Genomic DNA, 22,115 nt, shown 5'->3' on the forward strand with positions numbered 1-22,115 from the left:
CCCTTACTTTAATTCCACTTCGACGAACGACATCGGTTTGTCGCCGCCATTGATGACATTGTGCTCCACACCCTCGTCGCGGCGGTAGGAAACGCCTGCTTCAAGGTTGTTGTGCACGGTCTCGCCACCCGGCATTTCCAGATGGAAGGCGCAGGGCGTGAGCGTGGTGATCACATAGTCCATGCCATGGCGGTGCCAGCCGGTTTCCGCGCCCGGCGCAAAATCCCAGCGGGTCACGCGCACGCGCTCATCGTCGATCAGCACCTCATGGGTGGCCTTTTCGCGTTCCGTTGCCATGTCAGTCGATCATCCTCAAAACGTCGCGCAGATTGTCGATCAACTCGTCGATCTGGCCTTTCGAGATGATCAGCGGCGGCGAAAGGGCGATGATGTCGCCGGTGGTGCGGATCAGGAAACCGCGCTCATAGGCTTTCAGGAAGGCGGAGAAGGCGCGCTTCGTCGGTTCGCCGGGAATGCCTTCAAGCTCCACCGCGCCGACAAGGCCGATGTTGCGGATGTCGATCACATGCGGCTCCCCCTTGAGCGAGTGCAGCGCATCGGCCCAGTGGTCGGCAAGCTCCGAGGCGCGCGTGAGCAGCCCTTCTTCCTGGTAGGTGTCGAGCGTGGCCAGACCCGCCGCACACGCAATAGGATTGCCCGAATAGGTGTAGCCGTGGAAGAACTCGATCAGGTGTTCGGGCCCGTTCATGAAAGCGTCGTGGATTTCCTTCTTCACGAAAACCGCACCCATGGGGATGACGCCGTTGGTCACGCCCTTGGCGGTGGTCATGATGTCCGGCACCACGCCGAAATAATCCGCCGCAAACGGCGTGCCAAGGCGGCCGAAACCGGTGATGACCTCATCGAAGATCAAGAGAATGCCGTGCTTGTCGCAGATCTCGCGCAGGCGCTTCAGATAGCCCTTCGGCGGGATCAGCACGCCCGTGGAACCGGCCACCGGCTCGACGATCACCGCCGCCACCGTCGAGGCGTCGTGCAGCGTGACGATACGCTCCAGCTCGTCGGCCAGGTCGCCGCCATGCTCCGGCTCGCCGCGCGTGAACGCGTTCTGGCCGGGCAGATGCGTGTGCGGCATGTGGTCGACGCCCGTCAGAAGCGTGCCGAACATCTTGCGGTTGGCAACGATGCCGCCCACCGAGATGCCGCCGAAATTGACGCCATGATAGCCGCGTTCGCGGCCGATCAGGCGGAAGCGGGAGCCGTCGCCCTTGGCGCGGTGATAGGCAAGCGCGATCTTGAGCGCCGTGTCGACGCTCTCGGAGCCGGAATTGGTGAAGAAGACGTGGTCCATCCCCTCCGGCGCGATCGCCGCCAGTCGGTTGGCGAATTCGAACGCGATGGGATGGCCCATCTGAAATGCGGGCGCATAGTCGAGCTGTGCCGCCTGCTGCTGAATGGCCTCGGTGATCTTCGGCCGGCAGTGGCCGGCATTCACGCACCATAAGCCCGCCGTGCCGTCCATGATCTTGCGGCCGTCCTCTGCGGTGAAGTGCATGTCCTTGGCGGCGACCAGCATGCGCGGCGTTTTCTTGAACTGCCGGTTCGCGGTGAACGGCATCCAGAACGCAGACAGATCGTTCGGCCTCTTGTTGAGCCTGTCGAGCATGACCAAGCTTCCCCTGATTGTTGTTTCGCTCGGCTTGTCCCGGTCAATGCTTGGTGCTTTGCGCGAAGATATGCTACGCAATTTTTGACCGTTTGGACAAACGTTAACACCGCCATGTTGGCGGTCAAGGGGATAGTAGGGGAAATGTCCTTGCGCTGGCGCATTCCACAGTGGACTAATCGGCTGGACCAGCTTGGCCTTTCGCCGTGGGCTGGTGATGTCCGCCATGCGGGCGAGGCCACCTGATGGACAAGCCCGCCGCCCGTCCAAAGCGCACCCGCATCCAGCGCGAAAAGCGCGAACTGATCGGTGAAGCCGCGCTGGAGGTTTTTTCCCAGCACGGGTTTCGGGGCTCGACCATTGACCAGATTGCCGATGCGGCCGGCATGTCGAAGCCCAATCTCCTCTATTATTTCAAGAACAAGGAGGAGATTTTTGCGACTTTGATTCACCGTCTCATGGAGACCTGGCTCGCCCCCCTGCGGGAGATGGATGCGACAGGCGATCCGCACACCGAAATCCGCTCCTATATTCGCCGCAAGATCGAGATGGCGCGTGATTTCCCGCGCGAGAGCCGGCTGTTTGCCAATGAGATTCTGCAGGGCGCACCGCGTATCCTGCCGCTGTTGGAAGGCGAGTTGAAGGAACTGGTGGACGAGAAAGCCGCGATTATCGCCACCTGGATGCGCGCGGGACGCCTGAAAAAGAGCGATCCCTACCACTTCATCTTCGCCATCTGGGCGACCACCCAGCACTATGCCGATTTCGACGTGCAGGTGCGTGCGGTGCTGGGCGAAAACCGCGGTGGCGAGGGCCGTTTCGAGGATGCCGCGCGGTTTTTGGAGGGGCTGTTTCTGGCCTGAGAAACGGCGCTTATCGAGACGGTTCGTCATGAGGATGCGTTGGGGCTGGCCCCGTCCGGGGATAAACACGCGCTCATACCTGCAATCCTGATCTTTTTTCTTTTCCCAAGCATCCGACCAAGCATCTGAATTGTCTTCGGAACGTGCATCGTTCCTCGCATCACATCAAGAAATATGTAGGAATTTTATCCTCTCCACCCGCAGTGGCCTGATCATAGCCCCGTTGAACGAGGCGGGGGCAGATGGTCAGCGAAGGCGACGAGCGAGAACTTGCCAGGGATTATGCGGCACTGCGCGCGGCCTATGCCGAAGGCGCGTTTCTGATACGGGCTTGGCATTTGCAGGTCTTGCTGGAGGCGCGGGCGAACTTCAATCCCGCTCAGCCGCGTGTTCCGCGTGGTTACCGCTACGGTGGGCGGTGGACTGGGCCGGGCGGCGACTGGGGCGGACCTGCACGGGACGATGGCCGTGCGAAAATTGTGGCCGTCAGCGGCGATCCGGACGAGCCGAAGATCCCCCACAGAAGGCCAGCGCGGGCGCGTGAGCGCAATCGGATCGGCCGCGCTGCGGCCCGGTATCTGCGGACGCTTCCGCTTTGGCAGCAGGTTCGCTTTCTCGCGCGGGTCGGCTGGCTGGCGAACGAAGCCGGGCACACGATCCGATCCTACTCTGACGAGCCGCGCGCGCTGGAGGAACTTAAGGAACGTGCGACTGTACCGAGTCCGGGCTATGATATACACCATATAGTTGAGAGAACGCCGGCATATCGTGACGGATTTTCGCGGGAGATGATCGAGAGCCCCGACAACAAGGTGCTGGTTCCACGGTACAAGCATTGGGAGATCACGGCATGGTACGCTAGGAACAACAAGGAGTGGGGTGGAGTTAGTCCTCGCGCGTATCTCAGGGGAAGAAACTGGGAGGAACGCGAATTGATGGGGCGATATGCGCTGAGAAAGTTTGGAGTGCTGAAATGAAGTCCAAAGCCGCTCGTCTTGCAAACCAGTCGGACGATAGCCTCATCGCGCGTGCTGCGGAAATTGGTGTGGCACAGGACCATGCGCTGCTGGGAAATGAAATTTCCCGCTGCAACAGACTTTTCGATGAGTTGACGGCAATCGAAGAAGAACTGCGCACGCGGCCAGGAGATCGGCGGCGGCTGTTCATCAAACTCTATGAACATCGAAACATGCAGGTGCGTCTGAATTCCGCCAAGGCGACCCTTGCCGTTGCGCCGCAGGAGGCGCGGGCGCTGCTGGAGTGGATCGCGGAATCGAAGCATAATCCACAAGCTGGCGATGCCGGGATGTGCCTCTGGGCGCTGGATGAAGGGATCTTCGTTCCAGAATAAGGCATCCCGGATTGGCAGCCTTGGCAGAAGGGAGTAGCGTGGCGAAGAAGGGAGAAAATGTTTCCGTCGACAAGATGCTGCAACGCTTCATCGAACTGAGCCTGACGCAGCATGGAGCGCTGCTATATCTTGAGACCGGGCCTTACAATCGCGCTTATATGAAAATCAAAAAGCTGGTTGAAGAAATGGAAGCGCGCCCCGGTGATCAGCGCCGTATTTTGACCGATCTGTTCGACCATCCAAACCCTCAAGTGCGATTGAACGCAGCCAAATATGCTCATCCTCTTTTCCCCGAGGAGTCCATTCAAGTCGTTCAATCCATCATTGATGCCAAAAAATACCCGCAGGAAGCGCATGCCAGGAGCGCGCTTGATTATCTGATGTTCGGACCATTGCCCCGAGAATGATGGTTGTCCAGCGTTGTTGACGTAGGACGTCGCCCCTGAACCCACGGCAATCCATCCGCGAGAGCGCGGTGGATATTGAGATTGCATAAGCAAGTTTCAACCCGCACCAACCCCGTGTTCCGCGTGGTTACCGCTACGGTGGGCGGTGGACTGGGCCGGGGGGCGACTGGGGCGGACCTGCACGGGACGATGGCCGTACAAAAATTCTGGCCGTCAGCGGCGACCCGGAAGAGCCGAAGATCCCCCACAGAAGACCTGCGCGGGCGCGTGAGCGCAATCGGATCGGCCGTGCTGCGGCCCGGTATCTGCGGACGCTTCCGCTTTGGCAGCAGGTTCGCTTTCTCACGCGGGTCGGCTGGCTGGCGAACGAAGCCGGGCACACGATCCGTTTCTACTCGGACAAGCCGCGCTCATTGGAGGAACTTAAGGAACGTGCGACTTTTCCGAGATCGGGCTATGATATACACCATATAGTTGAGAAAACGCCGGCATATCGTGACGGATTTTCGCAGGAGATGATCGAGAGCCCCGACAACAAGGTGCTGGTTCCACGGTACAAGCATTGGGAGATCACGGCCTGGTAGGCCCAAAGAAATGGCAAGTTCGGTGGCCTCTCTCCTCGAGAGGCTCTCCATAATGCCACTTGGCGCAAGCGGGTAGAGATAGGACTGTCGGCATTAAGGGAACATGGAGTTTTGAGATGACGGTGAAGAAGAGAAGTGAGCTCTCCGTCGATCAGATTATCCGGCGGTTCATCGACCTCAGCCTGACGCAGCATGAGGCTGTGCTATATCTCGAAACACGGCCCTACAATCGCGCTTATCTTAAGATTAAAGGTTTGGCGGAAGAACTGGAAGCACGCCCCGGTGATCAGCGGCATGTTCTGGTCGATCTTTTCGACCATCCAAACCCGCAAGTGCGTTTGAACGCAGCCACATATGCCCATCCCCTTTTCCCAGGTCCGGCCATTAAGGTCGTTCAATCCATCATCGATGCCAAAAGACATCCACAGGAAGCGGATGCCAGGACCGTGCTTGACTACTTGATCAATGGACCTCTTGAACCGGAATGATGGAGTTGTTGCGAAGATGACATCTCGACATCATACCGAAACCCAGGCCCGTTCATTGAACATGCCGGATGGGTTGGACGCTTGGATAGGTCTGCTGCCAAATCCAATGATTTGGGAGGATTCTTGTTTCAGCAACTTCTTCGAGGGCTTCAGGGCGCGGGCGGGTAGAGGCCGGTCTTTTGCGTTGCAGCGGCTCGGCACTTTCAAATGATGACGAGACGCAAGAATAACGCTCCCGTCGATGAGATGCTGCAACGCTTCATAGAACTGAGCCTGACGCAGCATGAGGCGCTGCTATATCTTGAGACCGGGCCTTACAATCGCGCTTATATGAAAATCAAAAAGCTGGTTGAAGAACTGGAAGCGCGCCCCGGTGATCAGCGTCATGCGCTGATCGAACTGTTTGATCACGACAATCCTCAAGTGCGGCTGAACGCCGCCAAACATGCCCACCCTCTTTCTCCGGATAAGGCCATTCAGATTTTTCAATCCATCATTGATGCCAAGGCGCTTCCGCAGGACGTCTATGCCAAGGATGTACTTTCATTTCTGATGCATGGACCACGGTTTGGGCGAAGGTAGAAAGCCGCCGGGAGGAACGCGAATTGATGGAGCGATATGCACTGAGAAAGTCTGGAGTGCTGAAATGAAGTCCAAAGCCGCTCGTTTTGCAAACCAGTCGGACGACAGTCTCATCGCGCGTGCCGCTGAAATTGGCATGGAACAGGATCATGCGCTGCTGGGAAATGAAATTTCCCGTTTTAACAAGCTCTTCGACGAACTGATGTTGATTAAGAATGAACTGCGTACGCGGCCAGGAGATCGGCGGCGGCTGTTCATCAAACTCTATGAACATCGAAACATGCAGGTGCGTCTGAATTCCGCCAAGGCGACCCTCGCCGTTGCGCCGCAGGAGGCGCGGGCGCTGCTGGAGTGGATCGCGGAATCGAAGCATAATCCACAAGCTGGCGATGCCGGGATGTGTCTCTGGGCGCTGGATGAAGGGATCTTCGTTCCGGAATGAGTTTCAGCAACCAGCGCGGGCAGTGATGCAGTGTCATGTCATCAGCCGGCAGAACCCGCAAACTCATCGCGCGCGATAGAGCGCATGCTGTGCGTCGAATGCGCGCTGATAGGCGGGACGGCTTGTGCCGCGCTCCATATAGGCGCAGAGGCTGGCGTGTTTCTCAATGAGTGAACTGCCCTCCAGCCGGCGCAGCACGGTCACCATCATGATGTCGGCGAGGCTGAAATGGCCGCAAAGCCAGTCCCGTTCTGCAAGCGCATCCGAAAGATCCCTGAGCCGGAGATCGACCTTTTCGTCGAGGAGGGCAAGGAGTTCACCGAACCAGGGGCGGTCCCGTACTGTATAGCCTGCAGCCTCCCGCTCGACGATGGGTGGCTCTATGGTGTTCAGGGCGGCAAAGAACCAGGAGAGTGCCATCGCGCGCCCCTGATCATCTTCCGGCAGAAGACCGGTATGTTCGCTGGCAATGTGAAGAAGGATGGCGCCCGTTTCAAACAGGCTCACCGTGCCCGTTTCAAGGGTCGGGATCTGGCCGAACGGCTGGAGCCTGCGATGACGGGGCTCCTTCATTTGCTGGAATGAAACGGTGCGGATATCATAATCCTGCCCGACCTCCTCAAGCGCCCAGCGCACACGCATGTCGCGGGCATGACCCTGCCCACGGTCGGGTGATTTCTCAAAAACAGTCAGAATCGGACGCATCCTGTTTCTCCCTTGTCACTGCCCTCAAGTTCGAAGGACGAGAAGCAATGCCGTGATCCGACATGTTCCTTGCTCTTCAGACCCGGTTTTCAGCGACAGGACTTCAATATCGCGCAAATTGCCCCATATGCGCAGAACGCATCGTCGTAACGAAAGGATCACTCCATGCGCCCTTCCTTCATTGCCGCTTCGTTTCTGATGACCGCCCTTGCCGCGAGCCCGGCCTCTGGCGAGCAGGTGGGTGAGGTGGGCGTGGACTGGCTCGGAAACGACATCGTTATAGAGGCCGTGAGCGATCCCGAAGTGGAGGGTGTCACTTGCCACGTCACCTATTTCGATCGCGGTATGATCGATCGGTTGCAGAAGGGGAACTGGTTCGAAGACCCCTCCAACTCCTCCATTTCCTGCCGTCAGACGGGGCCCATTGTCATTGGTGACATCGATCTTGGCGAGGATGGCGAGGAGGTGTTCAAACAGCGCCAGTCGCTGATCTGGAAGTCGGTCGTCGTCAAGCGCATTTACGACGAGAAGAACGACACGCTGATTTATCTCTCCCACGCCCGTCAGGTGCAGGATGGTTCGGCCAAGATGGCGATCTCCACCGTGCCGCTTTACGGCACCAAGGCGCGATGGGTGAAGGAAGAGTAAGGCGCAGGCGCGCGTTCTCCTGTCAGCTCGGTTTGGTCGCCTGAGGGGCTATTCAAGGGACTGTTTGCGGCACCGCTTGAGGCATTGAAAACAGAAACGTCGTTTCCTTCTCGTCGCTTTCAACCTCCAGCTTGCCCTTGTGGGCGCGGGCGATTTCGGAAGCGATGAACAGCCCAAGGCCCAGCCCTTTCTGATGCGCGCGCACTTCGGCGCGGGAAAAGGGCTGGAAGAGCCTGACGCGCACGTCCGGAGGAATCGGCCCGCCGGCATTGGTGACGCGGATCGTGAGAACGCCGTTGCGGCACGCGGAGACAACGCGCACGGCTTCACCCTCGGAGCCGTGATCGATGGCATTGCCCACGAGATTGGAAACGAGCTGGCCGATGCGCCCCTCGTCACACTCGATCGGATCCGGAAGATCGATCTGTGTTTCAACCCTCGCCTCATCGCGACCGGCAACGACCTCGTCCACCACCTGCTGGATGACGGGCCCGAGTTCGACCCTCTTCATCTCCACCGCCATGCCTTTGCCGAGGCGGCTCGCCGCCAAGTCAAGCATGTCGTCGATGAGACTGCTCATCCGCGCAATGCTGGAGCGCATGAGGGTGACGACTTTCTCGCGTTTCTCCGGATCGGGGTCTCGCGCCAGAATCTCCGCGCCGCTGCGGATGGAGGCCAAAGGGTTGCGCAGATCGTGGCCGAGCACGGCGACAAACTGCTCGCGCAGTTTCGCCGTCTGCTTTTCGTACCAGAGTCCCTGTTCCAGCTTGATCCGCTTTTGAACCGCATTCTCGACGCGTTCCTCCAGCGATGCGTTGAGTGTGGCGAGTTCTTCACGGGCCTTTTCGGCTGCGCGGCGCGCTTCCAGAAGTTCCCGCTCATATTGCCGGCGTTGACGCGCCCGAAACAGCGCGATGCGCACGGAGAGGGGCGCGCCATCGGCGTCGCGCACTTCGCGGGCGTTTGCAAGCACTGGCATTGTGGTGCCCGAAGCGTCGGAGAGATCGAGCGCCACCTCGTCGAAAAAACCCTGCATGCGCAGCAGGGGGGCAAAGTGGGTTTCATAGAAGATGCGACCCGGGGCGCTCAGAATGTCATGAAACGCCTTGCCTGCCAGTTCCTCTTTCGAATAGCCGAGCCAGTCCACGAGCGTTTGATTGGCGCGCAGGATATAACCGCTGGGGTGCAACGAGACATAGGCGCAGGGAGCGTTTTCATAAAGCTCCTCCGCATCATCCACCGCGTTCTTGTAGACCACGTTCACACGAAATCCCTCATGGCCTTGATCACCTCATCGGGTGCGCTCAGATTGGGGCAGTGTCCGTAGGCATCAATAAGGGCCAGATGCGCATCGGGTATGTGCTCTTTCACGTATTTTCCGACCTGTTGACCCGCGATGACATCTTCCTTGCATTGCAGCACGAGACACGCGGGGCGAACCGAGGCCAGATCGGCCCGGTTATCGGACAGGAAGGTTGCACGTGCGAATGCGCGGGCAATATCCGGATCAGTCCGGCAGAAGCTGTTCTCAAGCTCTTCTGAAAGCTCGGGGCGATCCGCGTTGCCCATGATCAAGGGCGCCATCTGCGCCGACCAGCCCATGTGATTTTCGTCGAGAAACTCCAGGAGTTCTTCCAGTTGCTGGCGCGAAAACCCGCCCTGATAGTCTCCGTCATTGAGATAGCAGGGGGAGGGGCAGACCAGCACCAGCTTCTCGAAATGCTTGGGCGACTTGATCGATGCCAGTGCGCCGATCATGGCGCTCACCGAGTGTCCGACAAAAATACCGTTCTCGACATTTAACGCTTCGCAGATCTCCACCACGTCATCCGCGTAACCTTCCAGCGTGGCGTATTTCTTCTGATCATAGGCACCAAGATCAGAGCGGCCCGCACCGACATGGTCGAACAGGATAACCTTGTGGTCGCGCTCGAATTCCGGTGCAACGAAACGCCACATGTTCTGATCGCACCCAAAACCATGAGCGAAGATCATCGGCTTCTGGCCTTCGCCGCTGACATTGATGTTGTTGCGTTTGATGATCGACATTCAGAACTGACCCATTGTTATCAGGGTGGACCTGCCGCCGCTGGCCAGCCACAGGAGAAATTGTCTGCTGTCGGTGGTGGGGTGCCTCCCTCTATGCATGCTAAGCCATATTTATCATGCGCGGAAGCCGGTTGTGGTTTTTTGTGTTTCCGTTGCGGAAGGCTGAATGACCCATCGGTTCACGTGCGCTTCCGGCCAAATGAAGGGCTTCATTTTATTCGAGATAGGCATAGGCTCCGGTCGCGGTGAAGGCCAGGCGAGGGTCGCTTTCGCCCCGCATCTCCACCCGCACATAGGCCATGCGCCGACCATTCGACAGGATCTCGACGCGGATTGCGAGCGGACCCGGCTTCAAAGGCCGGATGAAATGCGTGGTCATGTCCACCGTGGTGCAGGTTCGAAAGCGGCCATTGGCGGCGGAAAGCGCTGCCACGGCGCAGGTGTCGGCGGCGGAAGCCGTTGCCTGCCCGCAGATCACCCCGCCCACATGCACCAGATCGGCATTTTCCGGAAGGCGGAAATCGACCCCCGTCTCGTCTGCCGATAGCGCTTCGATCGCCAGTGCTTTGATCCACGGCGCGAAGACCGATTGTAGCGTTTCCCTTGCTGCGCCGAGTGCCTGTTCGGCGTCATATTGCGTGTTCATGTCACTTCGATCCCCAAAAACATGTTACGAAATATTGCCATGATATGTGTTTTTTGTTACATATTAAAGGCGGATTGACGCTCCGCCCTGAGCCGCGCGCGAGCATGGAGGACAAGCGATGTATAGCCAAGGGCTTATCGGCGCGAAGACCGATACCACGGAAGACGAGGCCTTTCTCGCCGCCTTTCAGGCGCGGATCGACGCCGAGGAAAAGATCGAGCCGAACGATCCGATGCCGGAAGGCTATCGCAAGACGCTGGTCCGTCAGATCGGCCAGCATGCGCATTCCGAGATTGTCGGCATGTTGCCGGAAGGCAACTGGATCACGCGCGCGCCGTCGCTGCGCCGCAAGGCGGCACTCCTCGCCAAGGTGCAGGATGAGGGCGGCCACGGGCTTTATCTTTATTCCGCCGCCGAGACGCTGGGCGTTTCGCGCGAGGAGATGACCGAAGAGCTTCTCAGTGGCAAAGCGAAGTATTCCTCCATCTTCAACTACCCGACGCAGACCTGGGCCGACATCGGCGCGATCGGCTGGCTGGTGGATGGTGCGGCCATCATGAACCAGATTCCGCTCTGCCGCTGTTCCTATGGTCCCTATGCGCGCGCCATGATCCGGGTGTGCAAGGAAGAAAGCTTCCATCAGCGTCAGGGCTACGAGATCATGATGACGCTGGCGCGCGGCACGCCCGAGCAGAAGGAAATGGCGCAGGATGCGCTGAACCGCTGGTGGTGGCCCTCGCTCATGATGTTCGGTCCTTCGGACGGCGACAGCCAGCACAGTGACCAGTCCATGAAGTGGAAGATCAAGCGTTTCACCAATGACGAACTGCGCCAGAAATTCGTCGATGCGACGGTGCCGCAGGGCGAGTTCATCGGCCTGACCTTCCCCGATCCCGATCTGAAATGGAACGAGGAGAAGGGCGGGTACGATTTCGGTGCCATCGACTGGGACGAGTTCTGGCGCGTGGTGAAGGGGCATGGCCCCATGAACCGCGAGCGCATCGCGGCGCGGCGGAAAGCCTGGGAGGATGGCGCATGGGTGCGCGAGGCGGCCCTTGCCCATGCGGAAAAACGCAAAGCCCGCCGCGAGGCGGCGAAAATGGCGGCGGAGTGAGTGACATGACGAAGAACCTGATCCCCCTTTGGGAAGTTTTCATCCGCCCGCGCAACGGGCTGGCGCACAAGCATTGCGGTTCGGTTCACGCCGCCGACGAGGTGATGGCGCTGCAGGCCGCGCGCGATGTCTATACGCGCCGGGGCGAGGGCACATCCATCTGGGTGGTGCCGTCTTCTGCGATCACCGCGTCGGACCCGGAAAACAAGGACGAGAATTTCGAGCCGGCAATGTCGAAGGTCTACCGTCACCCGACCTTCTATGACATTCCCGAAGATGTGGGGCATATGTAATGGCTGCCGCGTCTTCCATCTCTCGTGAAACGCTGACGGCGTTCCTGCTGCGCCTTGCCGACGACCATCTGGTTCTCGGCCACCGGCTTTCGGAGTGGTGCGGTCACGCGCCCATGCTGGAAGAAGATCTCGCCATGCCAAACATGGCGCTCGATCTCATTGGTCAGGCGCGGTCGCTCTACCAATATGCCGGCGAGGTCGAGGGCAAGGGCCGCGACGAGGACCAGCTGGCCTATATGCGCCGTGAACGTGAATATGTGAACTGCCTGATGGCCGAGCGCCAGAACGGTGATTTCGCACACACCATGCTGCGCCAGTTCTATTTCGCAGCCTTCATGCAGCCGCTCTGGCAGGCCATGATGACGTCGACCGACGAGCGTCTCGCCGGCATCGCCGCCAAGGCCGAGAAAGAAGTCGCCTATCACATCCGCCATGCCGGCGAATGGGTGGTGCGCCTTGGCGACGGCACCGAGGAAAGCACGCGCCGCATGAAGGCCGCTGTCGAGGCGCTCGCGCCCTATGTGAACGAGCTGTTCGAAAGCGACGAGGTTTCGCGGGCTGTGGCCGAGGCCGGCATTGCGCCTGATCCGACCACTTTACGGCCTGCCTTCGACGCCATTGTCGGCCCGGTCTTTGCCGAGGCAGGCCTTGAATGGGTGGAAACGCCCTATGGCCAGACGGGCGGCCGCCAGGGTCGTCACGGCGAGGCATTGGGCTTCCTGCTCGCCGAGCTGCAATACATGCAGCGCACCTATCCGGGGATGACCTGGTGAGCGCGAGGTCGGATAAGGTCGTGACAGCCTCCTTCTCCCCGCCTGCGGGGGTCCAAAGGACGGGCCGAGACCAGCGGCTCGGCCCCGGCGGGTCCCGGCAGGGGGATGAGGGGCGAGCCTGCCTCTCGGATGCTGTGCAAAGCCCCTCATCCGACCCTTCGGGCCACCTTCTCCCCGCGCGCGGGGAGAAGGAAGAGAGCGCCTATCGCGCCGCCGCCGCCGTGGTCGATCCGGAAATCCCCGCCGTCACCATTGCCGATCTTGGCATCCTGCGCGGCGTCGAGATGGATGGGGATGTCGCCGTCGCCCGCGTCACGCCCACCTATACGGGTTGCCCGGCGGTGCTTGCCATCGAGCTGGCGGTGGAAACGGCGCTGCGTGAGGCGGGTTTCGAGCCGCGGGTGGAGCGCGTCATCTCTCCTGCCTGGACCACGGACTGGATCACGGCGGAGGGGCGGGAAAAGCTGCGCGCTTACGGCATCGCACCTCCGGCAAAAGCCTCCAATTCCATTCGCGCCCTGTTCGGGGAGACGGAGGTGGCATGCCCGCGCTGCGGCTCGCTCGAGACCGCGCGCATTTCCGAGTTCGGCTCCACGGCCTGCAAGGCGCTTTACCGCTGCCAGAGCTGCCACGAGCCTTTCGACTATTTCAAATGTATCTGACAGACCCCAGACCGAGGTGACCATGGCCCCGCGTTTTCACGATCTGAAAGTGGCCTCCATCGAGCGCCAGACCCCCGATGCCGTGGCGATCGCCTTCGAAATCCCGGCTGATCAGGCCGAGGCCTTTGCCTTCACGCCCGGCCAGTATCTGACGCTTGCCACCGACATTGACGGCAAGGAAGCCCGCCGCTCCTATTCCATCTGTTCGGCTCCGGGCGATCCATATCTGCGCGTCGGCGTGAAGAAGGTGGCCGATGGCCGATTCTCCACCTTCGTCAACGATGTGCTTTCGGTCGGCGACACGATCCGCGTGATGCCGCCGCAGGGGCGTTTTACCGCGCTCAAGGGCGAGCGCCACGATTACCTTCTGTTTGCCGCAGGCTCCGGCATCACGCCGATGCTTTCCATCGCCCGCACGGTTCTGGCACATGAGCCCGACAGCACGATCACGCTGGTCTATGGCAATCGCTCCACCGAGACGATCATGTTCCTTGAGGAACTGAACGATCTCAAAGACCGCTATATGAACCGCTTCACGTTGATCCACCTTCTGTCGCGCGAAACGCAGGATGTGGAGCTTCTGAACGGTCGTATCGATGCAGAGCGTGTTGGCGAGCTGGCCGCTGGTGGTCTCATCGAGCCCGCCGCCATGGATGGGGTGTTCCTTTGCGGCCCCGGCGAGATGATCGATGCGGTTTCCGGTGCGCTTCAGAGCATGGGTGTCGAGCGCGACCGCATCCGCTTCGAGCGCTTCACGCCCTCCGGGGAGGCGCCGGCCCCGCGCAAGGCGTCGAAGGCCGCGCGTGAGGCTGTTCAGGATGGCGTTGCCATTGAGGTCGTGGTTGACGGCGTGCGCCGCAGCTTTTCCATGCAGGATACCGATGGCACCGTGCTCGACGCCGCCCACAAGGCCGGCATCGAGCTGCCTTATTCCTGCGCCGGCGGCATGTGCTGCACCTGCCGCTGCCGCGTTGTGGAGGGACAGTCGGAAATGGCCGTGAACTTTTCGCTGGAACCCTGGGAAGTGGAAGCCGGCTTCACGCTCGCCTGCCAGACCCGCCCCACGGCGAAAAAACTGGTTCTCGATTTCGACGCCGCCTGATCGGCGGGTATCGTTTTCACACTACCTTCAATGACGCGCTCCTTCTCCCCGCTGGCGGGGAGAAGGTCCCGGCAGGGGGATGAGGGGCGAGCGCCTGCTTTTCTCTTTTGCCGTCTTGCTCTCCATGTGGCCCCGCCCTTCGACAGGCTCAGGATGAGGGCTGTGTTGGTGGATGAGCTTTGTTGCGAGCAGCTCTAAGATACGAATGGCTTCAAACGGGCTGAGCAATCTTCCAGCCCGTTTCGCGCTCTATGCAGAAACCTGCTGACAGCCTCGCCCATTCGAAGCCACAACGGCTGATCTGCCTTCTCCCTCATCCTGAGCGTGTCGAAGGGCGGGGGAGAAGGCACACGCTGCCATGGCCGCTGGTTCAACTAGGCAGCGTCATCCGGGCCTGAACGGCCCGGCATTCAATCAACCTCAGCGCTTCTCGCGGATATCCGTCAGCGTCTTTGCCGGCGTGATGGCTTCCGGGTCGAGCTTGATCTCGATCAGCGCCGGCTTCCCGCTCGCCTGCGCGCGCTCGAAGGCTCCCGCAAATTCTTCCGTCTTCTCCACTGTCTCGCCATGCCCGCCATAGGCGCGGGCAAGCGCTGCGAAATCGGGGTTGTTGATCGAGGTGCCAGAAACACGGCCGGGATATTCGCGCTCCTGATGCATGCGGATCGTGCCGAAAATGCCGTTGTTCACCACCACCACGATGATCGGCAGGTTCTCCTGCACGGCGGTGGCGAATTCCTGGCCGTTCATCATGAAGCAGCCGTCACCGGCAAAGGCCAGCACCGGGCGTTCCGGAAAGAGCGCCTTGGCGGCCACCGCCGCCGGTGTGCCGTAGCCCATGGAACCGGAGGTCGGCGCGCCTTGCGTGGCGAAACGGCGGAAGCGGTGAAAGCGATGCACCCAGGTGGCGTAATTGCCGGCGCCATTTGTGAAGATCGCATCCTCCGGCAGAACGCTTTCCAGATACTCCATGATCGGACCCATCTGCACCGTGCCGGGGCCGGTCTTTGGCGGGGTCGACCAGTCGAGATAGGCTTGATGCAGGCGCTCGGTCTCCGCCGCCCACGGCGCGTCACCGGGCGCGAGCCCGGCAAACGCCTCGGCGAAGGCTGCCGACGATGCATTGATGGCAAGCGTTGGGCGGTAGACACGGCCAAGCTCATTGGCGTCGGCGTGCACATGCACCAGCTTCTGGTCGGGATAGGGGCTCTTCATGAGCGTGTAATCGGAGGAGGGCATCTCGCTGAACCGGCCACCAACCAGCAGAACCAGATCGGCCTCCTTGATCGCGGCTGCGAGCTTTGGATTGGGGCCAATGCCCACATCGCCTGCGTAAGAGGGGTGCAGGTGATCAAACAGCATCTGCCGGCGGAACGAGCAGCCGACGGGCAGGGACCACGCTTCCGCCGCCTTCTGAAAATCGGCCACGGCCTTCTCGTTCCAGCGCGAACCGCCGAGAATGACGAAGGGGCGCTTGGCATCTTTCAGGAGAGCGGCAAGCTCTTCCATCTCGGCGTTGCCCGGTCGCGTCTCCACTGGTGTGTAGGGCAAGGCCGCCGGCGCATCCACCACGCTGGTCAGCATGTCCTCGGGAAGCGAAATCACCACCGGGCCGGGGCGACCGGAGGTCGCGACCGAAAAGGCGCGGGTCAGGATTTCGGGAATCCGCGCCGCATCGTCGATTTCGGTCGCCCATTTGGCGACGGGGCCGAAAAAGGCGCGGTAATCCACTTCCTGAAACGCTTCGCGTTCACGCGCGTGGCTTGCCACCTGTCCAATGAACAGGATCATCGGTGTGGAATCCTGCATGGCGATGTGAACGCCGGGCGAGGCGTTTGTTGCGCCGGGACCGCGCGTGACGAAGCAGATGCCGGGCTGGCCGGTCAGCCGTCCATGGCAGTCCGCCATCATCGCCGCGCCGCCTTCCTGACGGCAGACGATGTTGCGGATCTTGGAATCGTGAAGCGCGTCGAGCACCGCCAGGTAGCTTTCGCCCGGCACGCTGAAAATGCGGTCGACGCCATTGGCTTCAAGGCTGTCGACGATGAGCTGGCCGCCGGTCTTCATTCGCTGTCGTCTCCGATTTCGCGCAGGATTTCTGCCGTGTGTTCGCCAAGCCTTGGGCTTGGCCGTTCATAGGAAAGTGGTGTCTGTGAAAGGGCGATTGGCGCGCGCACCGAAGGCAGCGCCGTGCCGTGTCCGTCATCGAGCGAAAGCTGCATGCCGCGCGCCTTCACCTGCGGATCGTCGAACATTTCCTCAATTGTGTTGATCGGGCTTGCCGGCACCGCATTGGCGTCGCACTTGCCCAAAAATTCCGCCTTTTCCCAGCCCGCCAGCGTGGCCACGATGCGTTCGCGCAAGGCGACGCGGTTGGCCACGCGCGCCGGGTTGGTTGCAAAGCGTTCGTCTTCCGGCAGGTCGCCAAGGCCGACGATCTTGCAGAAGCGCTGGAACTGGCCGTCATTGCCGACGGCGAGGATGATGTGCCCATCCTTCACCGGCAGCACCTCATAGGGCGCGATGTTCATATGCGCATTGCCCATCTGCACCGGGCTGTTGCCGGAGATGAGATAGTTCATGTTCTGGTTGGCGAGCACCGCCACCTGGCTGTCGAGCAGCGCCATGTCGATCATCTGGCCTTCGCCGGTCGCCTCCGCATGCCGCAGGGCGGCCTGAATGGCGATCACCGAGTAGAGCCCGGTGAAGATGTCGCTCACCGCTACGCCCACCTTCTGCGGCTCGCCGCCCGGTGCGCCGGTGATGGACATCAGGCCCGACATGCCCTGAATGATGAAGTCGTAGCCCGCACGTGGCGCATAAGGGCCGGTCTGGCCAAAGCCGGTGATGGAGCAATAGACGAGGCGCGGGTTGATGGCCTTCAGGCTTTCATAGTCGAGCCCGTATTTTTTGAGACCACCCAGCTTGAAGTTCTCGATCAGAACATCGGCGGTGGCGATCAGCTTTTTCAGCTTCTCCGCCTCTTCCGGCTGCGAGAAGTCGAGCGCGATGGAGCGCTTGCCCCGGTTGCACGAATGGTAATAGGCAGCCGAGAGATTCTCGCCATCCGCACTTTCCACGAAGGGCGGTCCCCATTTGCGGGTATCGTCTCCGCCATTGGGGTTTTCGACCTTGATGACGTCAGCGCCCAGATCGGCCAGAACCTGACCTGCCCATGGCCCGGCCAGAATACGCGCCAGTTCGATGACGCGAACGCCCTTCAGGGGTGGGTTGTTCATGATCGCCCGCAGCCCTCCAAAACTCATGCCGTTTTGAGGTAGCAAACCGCAGGGCGTGCTTCCAGATGCGCAGACAGCATTATTTTGGCATTAATTGATGAGTTTTCCGGCCCAGCGACCAAAGTCCTCCATCGCCCTCTCGCGGCCGATCTCGTTGAGAGATTCGTGTCGGAAACCGTCGTAGATCGTTGTTTCAAGATTCAAAAAGCCGTTTTCTCGCAATCGGCTTTCGAGCTTGCGGACGATCTTCCCGCCTTTGGTGGAGGGGTCTTCGCTGCCACCGACGAGCATGAAGGGCAATGACTTGCGGGCGGCCTCCAGTGCAGCATTGTCGGCTGCCTTCAGACTGAGATCGAAGAGTGCTGTCCAGATGCCGATGGATGCTTCCCATCCGGAGAGGGGGTCTGCGATATATTTGTCCACTTCGCTCTCATCCCGAGACAGCCAGTCGGCATCGGTGCGCCGGTCGGGAAAGGCACGCGCCCAACTGGCGAAGGTGAGTTTCGGCAAAAGCCGCGAGGGAACGTCCGAGCCCAGGCGAAAACGCTCCCACGCGAGCACGGCCTTGCCGGCCAGCGCCTCCGCCCTTGTGGCGAGCGGTGCATTCCAGATCGCCGCACCCGCAAGGCGGTGGCCGTTGCGCAGCGCGTAGTTGAGCGCGATCATACCCCCCATGGAGTGGCCGAAAATGATGATCGGAAGTCCGGCATGCTCCTTGGCAATGTATCTGTGAACAGTCTCCACATCCTTGAGCAGCGTTCCGGCGGTCGCCTTCGGCCCGATATGGCCGAGTGGCGCGCCGGGAGCCCTGGTTTTCCCATGGCCGCGATGGTCATGCGCGTACACATAGAAACCGCTTTCGGACAGAAAATCTGCGAAACGGGCATAGCGGGCCGCATGCTCTGCCACCCCATGGTTGATCTGTACTGCAGCGCGCGCGGTTTCGCGCGCCCGGCGTGTCAAAACATGCAGATCGGACCCGGTCGGCGATGCCAGGCGGGTTTCAGCATCGAAGCCCATCTTCCCTCCTCACGGCGGATTGCCCCGCCGCTCCGTTTGGCCTACATACGCTGCGCAACAGGTTCCCCCAATTCGAGTGAGACGGAGCGCGACGAGCCACATGGCACGCCAATTCATCTACCACATGTCCGGCCTCAGCAAGGCCTATGGCTCCAAGAAGGTTCTGGAGAACGTACACCTGTCCTTCTACCCGGATGCGAAAATCGGCATTCTTGGCCCCAACGGCGCGGGTAAATCGACCGTTCTGAGGATCATGGCCGGCCTCGACAAGGAGTTCACCGGCGAGGCGTGGCTCGCCGAAGGCGCGACCTGCGGGTATCTTCCCCAGGAGCCCCAGCTTGACCCGGCCCTCGACGTGATGGGCAATGTGATGGAGGGCGTCGCCGCCAAGAAGGCGATCCTCGACCGCTACAACGAGCTGATGATGAACTATTCCGACGAGACGGCGGAGGAGGCGTCCCAGCTTCAGGACCAGATCGACAGCCAGAACCTCTGGGATCTGGAAAGCCAGGTGGAAATGGCCATGGAGGCACTGCGTTGCCCGCCGGGCGATGCTTCCATCGAACATCTTTCCGGCGGTGAAAAGCGCCGCGTTGCGCTGTGTCAGCTCTTGCTGCGCCAGCCCGACCTGCTTCTCCTCGACGAACCGACCAACCATCTGGATGCCGAGACCACCGCATGGCTTGAAAAGCACCTGCGCGAATATCCAGGCGCCGTGCTCATCATCACCCACGACCGCTACTTCCTCGACAATGTCACGGGCTGGATTCTCGAGCTCGACCGCGGTCGCGGCATTCCCTATGAAGGCAACTACACCGCCTATCTGGAAGCCAAAGCCAAGCGCATGCAGCAGGAGGGGCGCGAGGAAGCCGCCCGCGAAAAGGCGCTGGCGCGCGAGCGCGAATGGATGGCGGCCAGCCCCAAGGCCCGTCAGGCCAAGTCGAAGGCCCGTATCCGCGCCTATGACGAGCTGGTCCAGTCGGCGGCCGACCGGCGGCCCGGCGACGCGCAGATCATCATTCCCGCCGGCGAGCGGCTTGGCAATGTGGTGATCGAGGCAGAAGGGCTTACCAAGGGCTATGGCGACCGCCTTCTGATCGACAATCTCGAGTTCAAGCTGCCGCCCGGCGGCATTGTCGGCGTCATCGGTGCCAACGGCGCCGGTAAGACGACGCTCTTCCGGATGATCACCGGCCAGGAAAAGCCGGATGCCGGCGAGATCCGCATTGGTGACACCGTCAAGCTCGGCTATGTCGACCAGAGCCGCGATGCGCTCGACCCCAACAAGACGGTCTGGGAAGAGATCTCCGGCGGCAACGACATCATCAAGCTGGGCACCCACGAGGTGAACAGCCGTGCCTATTGCTCGTCCTTTAATTTCAAGGGCGGCGATCAGCAACAGAAGGTCGGCACGCTATCCGGCGGTCAGCGCAACCGTGTTCACATGGCCAAGCTGCTCAAGGAAGGCGGCAACGTCCTGCTGCTCGACGAACCGACCAACGATCTCGACACCGAGACGCTGGCCGCACTCGAAGACGCACTTGAAAACTTCGCCGGTTGCGCCGTTATCATCTCGCATGACCGCATGTTCCTCGACCGCCTGGCCACCCATATCCTCGCCTTCGAAGGCGACAGCCATGTGGAATGGTTCGAGGGCAATTTCGAGGACTACGAGCAGGACAAGATCCGCCGCCTCGGTCCCGACAGTGTCAATCCGAAGCGGGTGACCTACAAGCGACTGACGCGGTAGACAGACCGGTCCTTGTCGATAAAATATGGCGGGAGGGGCTTCGGCCCCTTCATCTTTTTGACATTTACACTCTGTTTGAGTGTTTAAATCAGTATCGGATCGTGAACGTCCGCAGTCGTGTTTCCTTGACACTATGGCGTTTCAGCGTAAATCCGCCCCAGAAGGCAAACACAGGCACGGACCATGTTGCGCACCGGCGAGCCAGAGGCTTCAGATTTCGCACCACACCACTCCAACGCCATGACGCGGGTCTGCGTTGGCGGGATTGGTGTCGAGATCCCCGAGGCATCCATCTCAAATGAAGAGCTGGTCGACAGCTTCAATGCCTGGGTCGACATGGAAAACCCGAAGAGAGAGGCGAGGGGGCTGTCACCCTTGGCCAAGTCCGACGCGGATTTCATCGAGCATGCCTCCGGCATCAAGCGCCGCCACGTCTATGAGCGCGACGGCATTCTGGATCCGAATCGCATGGCTCCCATCATTCCGGCCCGGGCCGACGATGAGCTTTCGGTCATGGCCGAGTTCGGTGCGGCGGCGGCGCGCAAGGCGCTTGATCAGGCCGGTGTCCAGGCGCGCGATGTCGATCTCGTCATCTGCGCCTCCGCCCATCACCAGCGGCCCTATCCGGCCATCGCCATCGAAATTCAAAAGGCGCTCGGCACCAGCGGTGCGGGTTTCGACATGGGGCTTGGTTGCTCCTCGGCGCTCGCCGGTCTGCATGTGGCAACCAATCTCGTGCGCTCCGGCGCGCATCGCCGTGTGCTCGTGGTCACGCCTGAGCTCATCACCGCGCATCTGAATTTCCGTGACCGGCAGACCCATTTCATTTTCGGAGATGCCTCCGTGGCGGTTCTGATCGAGGCGCTGGGCGCGCGCGAAGAACGTCCCGGCCACTTCGAGATTGTCGACACGCGCAGCTGGACCCAGTTCTCCAACAATATCCGCACGAATTTTGGCTTCATGAGCCGCCTTGCGCAGGATGATCCGTCCTATCTCGCCATGGAAGGCAATCTCATCAAGCAGAACGGCAACAAGGTCTTCAAGGATGTGACCATTGCCGGCCACAAATTCATCGTCGATTTTCTGGCCGAGCATGGTCACACGCCCCAGACCATGCGCCGTTTCTGGTTGCATCAGGCCAATGCACGTATGAATGCCATGATCCTGAAGCTCGCTTTCGGCGGCGAGGTTGGGCAGGATCGCGCGCCCACTGTGCTCGACCGGCTGGGCAACACGGCTGCTGCCGGTGCCATTGTCGCACTGGAAGAAAACCATCGGGACATGCAGCCCGGTGAACATGGGCTGCTGTGCGCTTTCGGCGCGGGTTATTCCATCGGCGGTGCGCTGCTCAGGATGATGTAGGCGCTCGCTACGCTTTAGCTTTGCCTGGTTTCCAGCCCGTCCTCTTCTTCCGGATCGAGCAGACGTGTGGCGCGCCAGCGCGTCAACACCGTATTGATGTCATCGACAATGAAGTGGCGTGCCGCGTCCCGGTCATAGCCATCGTCCAGCATTGCGTCATAGTCGGTATGCTCGTGGCGGATATGGGTGATGGTGGCGAGCCAGACTGCGATGGCCGGCGGCAATGTGCGCAGCTTGCGGTCATTGGCCTTGTCGCGGATAGCCTCGGCATCGGCCATCGGTGCCCAGGGAATCAGCAATGTCAGCGCCTTGTCGACCGATTTGCGTCGCCCGGTGGAAGCCCGCTTCATCGTCATAAAAACCTTGTTCTGCTTGGGTTCTGGGCAATTGGCGCTCTTTGCACACTGT

At 60.6% G+C, this 22,115-nt stretch carries 25 protein-coding genes; 15 read left to right on the forward strand and 10 right to left on the reverse strand.

The window, feature by feature from the left end; translation table 11 throughout:
• Window positions 1-3 precede the first annotated feature (3 nt).
• Window positions 4-297, reverse strand: a complete 294-nt coding sequence (locus H7H48_RS09590) for a cupin domain-containing protein (RefSeq protein WP_025029618.1) — start codon at window positions 295-297, stop codon at window positions 4-6.
• 1 nt (window position 298) lies between these two features.
• Window positions 299-1,627 carry an aspartate aminotransferase family protein gene (locus H7H48_RS09595; protein WP_229448833.1) on the reverse strand — a complete coding sequence of 443 codons (1,329 nt, stop codon included), beginning with the start codon at window positions 1,625-1,627 and terminating at the stop codon, window positions 299-301.
• Between the two features lie 245 nt (window positions 1,628-1,872).
• On the opposite strand from H7H48_RS09595, the gene H7H48_RS09600 reads away from it, so the two are divergent.
• From H7H48_RS09600 to H7H48_RS09630, 7 genes are all read left to right on the forward strand, one after another.
• On the forward strand, window positions 1,873-2,490 hold the full coding sequence (locus tag H7H48_RS09600) for a TetR family transcriptional regulator C-terminal domain-containing protein (protein ID WP_229448834.1): 618 nt from the start codon (window positions 1,873-1,875) through the stop codon (window positions 2,488-2,490).
• 242 nt (window positions 2,491-2,732) lie between these two features.
• On the forward strand, window positions 2,733-3,467 hold the full coding sequence (locus H7H48_RS09605) for a hypothetical protein (protein ID WP_229448835.1): 735 nt from the start codon (window positions 2,733-2,735) through the stop codon (window positions 3,465-3,467).
• Window positions 3,464-3,841: a DUF2019 domain-containing protein gene (locus tag H7H48_RS09610; RefSeq protein WP_229448836.1), complete on the forward strand. Its 378-nt coding sequence runs from the start codon at window positions 3,464-3,466 to the stop codon at window positions 3,839-3,841. The genes H7H48_RS09605 and H7H48_RS09610 overlap by 4 nt, the downstream gene beginning before the upstream one ends.
• Window positions 3,842-3,879: 38 nt before the next feature.
• A complete protein-coding gene (locus H7H48_RS09615) occupies window positions 3,880-4,248 on the forward strand; it encodes a DUF2019 domain-containing protein (protein WP_229448837.1) in 369 nt (122 codons plus the stop codon).
• Between the two features lie 700 nt (window positions 4,249-4,948).
• Window positions 4,949-5,320, forward strand: coding sequence for a DUF2019 domain-containing protein (locus H7H48_RS09620; protein ID WP_229448838.1), 372 nt, complete (start codon window positions 4,949-4,951; stop codon window positions 5,318-5,320).
• Between the two features lie 210 nt (window positions 5,321-5,530).
• A complete protein-coding gene (locus H7H48_RS09625) occupies window positions 5,531-5,902 on the forward strand; it encodes a DUF2019 domain-containing protein (RefSeq protein WP_229448840.1) in 372 nt (123 codons plus the stop codon).
• A gap of 64 nt (window positions 5,903-5,966) precedes the next feature.
• Window positions 5,967-6,344, forward strand: a complete 378-nt coding sequence (locus H7H48_RS09630; protein WP_229448841.1) for a DUF2019 domain-containing protein — start codon at window positions 5,967-5,969, stop codon at window positions 6,342-6,344.
• Between the two features lie 63 nt (window positions 6,345-6,407).
• Here the strand turns inward: H7H48_RS09630 and H7H48_RS09635 are convergent, their stop codons facing one another.
• Complete coding sequence (locus H7H48_RS09635; RefSeq protein WP_229448842.1) at window positions 6,408-7,049, reverse strand: glutathione S-transferase family protein; 642 nt, start codon at window positions 7,047-7,049, stop codon at window positions 6,408-6,410.
• 165 nt (window positions 7,050-7,214) lie between these two features.
• Between H7H48_RS09635 and H7H48_RS09640 the strand changes: the two genes are divergently transcribed.
• A complete protein-coding gene (locus tag H7H48_RS09640; protein ID WP_229448843.1) occupies window positions 7,215-7,697 on the forward strand; it encodes a CreA family protein in 483 nt (160 codons plus the stop codon).
• 52 nt (window positions 7,698-7,749) lie between these two features.
• Here H7H48_RS09640 and H7H48_RS09645 read toward each other — a convergent pair whose 3' ends face one another.
• The 3 genes from H7H48_RS09645 to H7H48_RS09655 form a co-directional block, all read right to left on the reverse strand.
• Window positions 7,750-8,961, reverse strand: coding sequence for a PAS domain-containing sensor histidine kinase (locus tag H7H48_RS09645; RefSeq protein ID WP_229448844.1), 1,212 nt, complete (start codon window positions 8,959-8,961; stop codon window positions 7,750-7,752).
• Window positions 8,958-9,746, reverse strand: coding sequence for an alpha/beta fold hydrolase (locus H7H48_RS09650; protein WP_229448845.1), 789 nt, complete (start codon window positions 9,744-9,746; stop codon window positions 8,958-8,960). Before H7H48_RS09650 ends, H7H48_RS09645 begins: the two co-directional genes overlap by 4 nt.
• Window positions 9,747-9,960: 214 nt before the next feature.
• Window positions 9,961-10,392: a PaaI family thioesterase gene (locus H7H48_RS09655; protein ID WP_229448846.1), complete on the reverse strand. Its 432-nt coding sequence runs from the start codon at window positions 10,390-10,392 to the stop codon at window positions 9,961-9,963.
• A gap of 118 nt (window positions 10,393-10,510) precedes the next feature.
• Between H7H48_RS09655 and paaA the strand changes: the two genes are divergently transcribed.
• The 5 genes from paaA (at window position 10,511) to paaE (ending at window position 14,336) form a co-directional block, all read left to right on the forward strand.
• A complete protein-coding gene (paaA, locus tag H7H48_RS09660; protein WP_229448847.1) occupies window positions 10,511-11,506 on the forward strand; it encodes a 1,2-phenylacetyl-CoA epoxidase subunit PaaA in 996 nt (331 codons plus the stop codon).
• Window positions 11,507-11,511: 5 nt separating this feature from the next.
• Window positions 11,512-11,799, forward strand: coding sequence for a 1,2-phenylacetyl-CoA epoxidase subunit PaaB (gene paaB / locus H7H48_RS09665; protein WP_229448849.1), 288 nt, complete (start codon window positions 11,512-11,514; stop codon window positions 11,797-11,799).
• Complete coding sequence (gene paaC / locus H7H48_RS09670; RefSeq protein WP_229448851.1) at window positions 11,799-12,572, forward strand: 1,2-phenylacetyl-CoA epoxidase subunit PaaC; 774 nt, start codon at window positions 11,799-11,801, stop codon at window positions 12,570-12,572. Before paaB ends, paaC begins: the two co-directional genes overlap by 1 nt.
• Before the next feature lie 221 nt (window positions 12,573-12,793).
• Window positions 12,794-13,234: a 1,2-phenylacetyl-CoA epoxidase subunit PaaD gene (paaD, locus tag H7H48_RS09675; RefSeq protein WP_229449227.1), complete on the forward strand. Its 441-nt coding sequence runs from the start codon at window positions 12,794-12,796 to the stop codon at window positions 13,232-13,234.
• A 22-nt stretch (window positions 13,235-13,256) separates the two neighbouring features.
• Entirely contained in the window at window positions 13,257-14,336 is a 1,080-nt protein-coding gene (paaE, locus tag H7H48_RS09680; RefSeq protein WP_229448852.1) for a 1,2-phenylacetyl-CoA epoxidase subunit PaaE, read from the forward strand.
• A 420-nt stretch (window positions 14,337-14,756) separates the two neighbouring features.
• On the opposite strand, the gene H7H48_RS09685 is transcribed toward paaE, so the two are convergent.
• The 3 genes from H7H48_RS09685 to H7H48_RS09695 all read right to left on the reverse strand — a co-directional run bounded on the left by H7H48_RS09685 (window position 14,757) and on the right by H7H48_RS09695 (window position 18,595).
• Window positions 14,757-16,403 carry a thiamine pyrophosphate-binding protein gene (locus H7H48_RS09685; RefSeq protein WP_229448853.1) on the reverse strand — a complete coding sequence of 549 codons (1,647 nt, stop codon included), beginning with the start codon at window positions 16,401-16,403 and terminating at the stop codon, window positions 14,757-14,759.
• Entirely contained in the window at window positions 16,400-17,575 is a 1,176-nt protein-coding gene (locus H7H48_RS09690; RefSeq protein ID WP_229448854.1) for a CaiB/BaiF CoA-transferase family protein, read from the reverse strand. The genes H7H48_RS09685 and H7H48_RS09690 overlap by 4 nt, the downstream gene beginning before the upstream one ends.
• Window positions 17,576-17,665: 90 nt before the next feature.
• Window positions 17,666-18,595, reverse strand: a complete 930-nt coding sequence (locus H7H48_RS09695) for an alpha/beta fold hydrolase (protein WP_229448855.1) — start codon at window positions 18,593-18,595, stop codon at window positions 17,666-17,668.
• A gap of 100 nt (window positions 18,596-18,695) precedes the next feature.
• On the opposite strand from H7H48_RS09695, the gene ettA reads away from it, so the two are divergent.
• Window positions 18,696-20,345 (forward strand): energy-dependent translational throttle protein EttA, encoded by a 1,650-nt coding sequence (gene ettA, locus H7H48_RS09700; RefSeq protein ID WP_229448856.1) that lies wholly within the window; start codon window positions 18,696-18,698, stop codon window positions 20,343-20,345.
• A gap of 240 nt (window positions 20,346-20,585) precedes the next feature.
• Entirely contained in the window at window positions 20,586-21,707 is a 1,122-nt protein-coding gene (locus tag H7H48_RS09705) for a beta-ketoacyl-ACP synthase III (protein WP_229449228.1), read from the forward strand.
• A gap of 14 nt (window positions 21,708-21,721) precedes the next feature.
• Here the strand turns inward: H7H48_RS09705 and H7H48_RS09710 are convergent, their stop codons facing one another.
• Window positions 21,722-22,057 carry a DUF2293 domain-containing protein gene (locus H7H48_RS09710; RefSeq protein ID WP_229449229.1) on the reverse strand — a complete coding sequence of 112 codons (336 nt, stop codon included), beginning with the start codon at window positions 22,055-22,057 and terminating at the stop codon, window positions 21,722-21,724.
• Window positions 22,058-22,115 lie beyond the last annotated feature (58 nt).

The sequence above is a fragment of the Nitratireductor sp. B36 genome (genome assembly GCF_020833685.1).
Lineage (GTDB): Bacteria > Pseudomonadota > Alphaproteobacteria > Rhizobiales > Rhizobiaceae > Nitratireductor.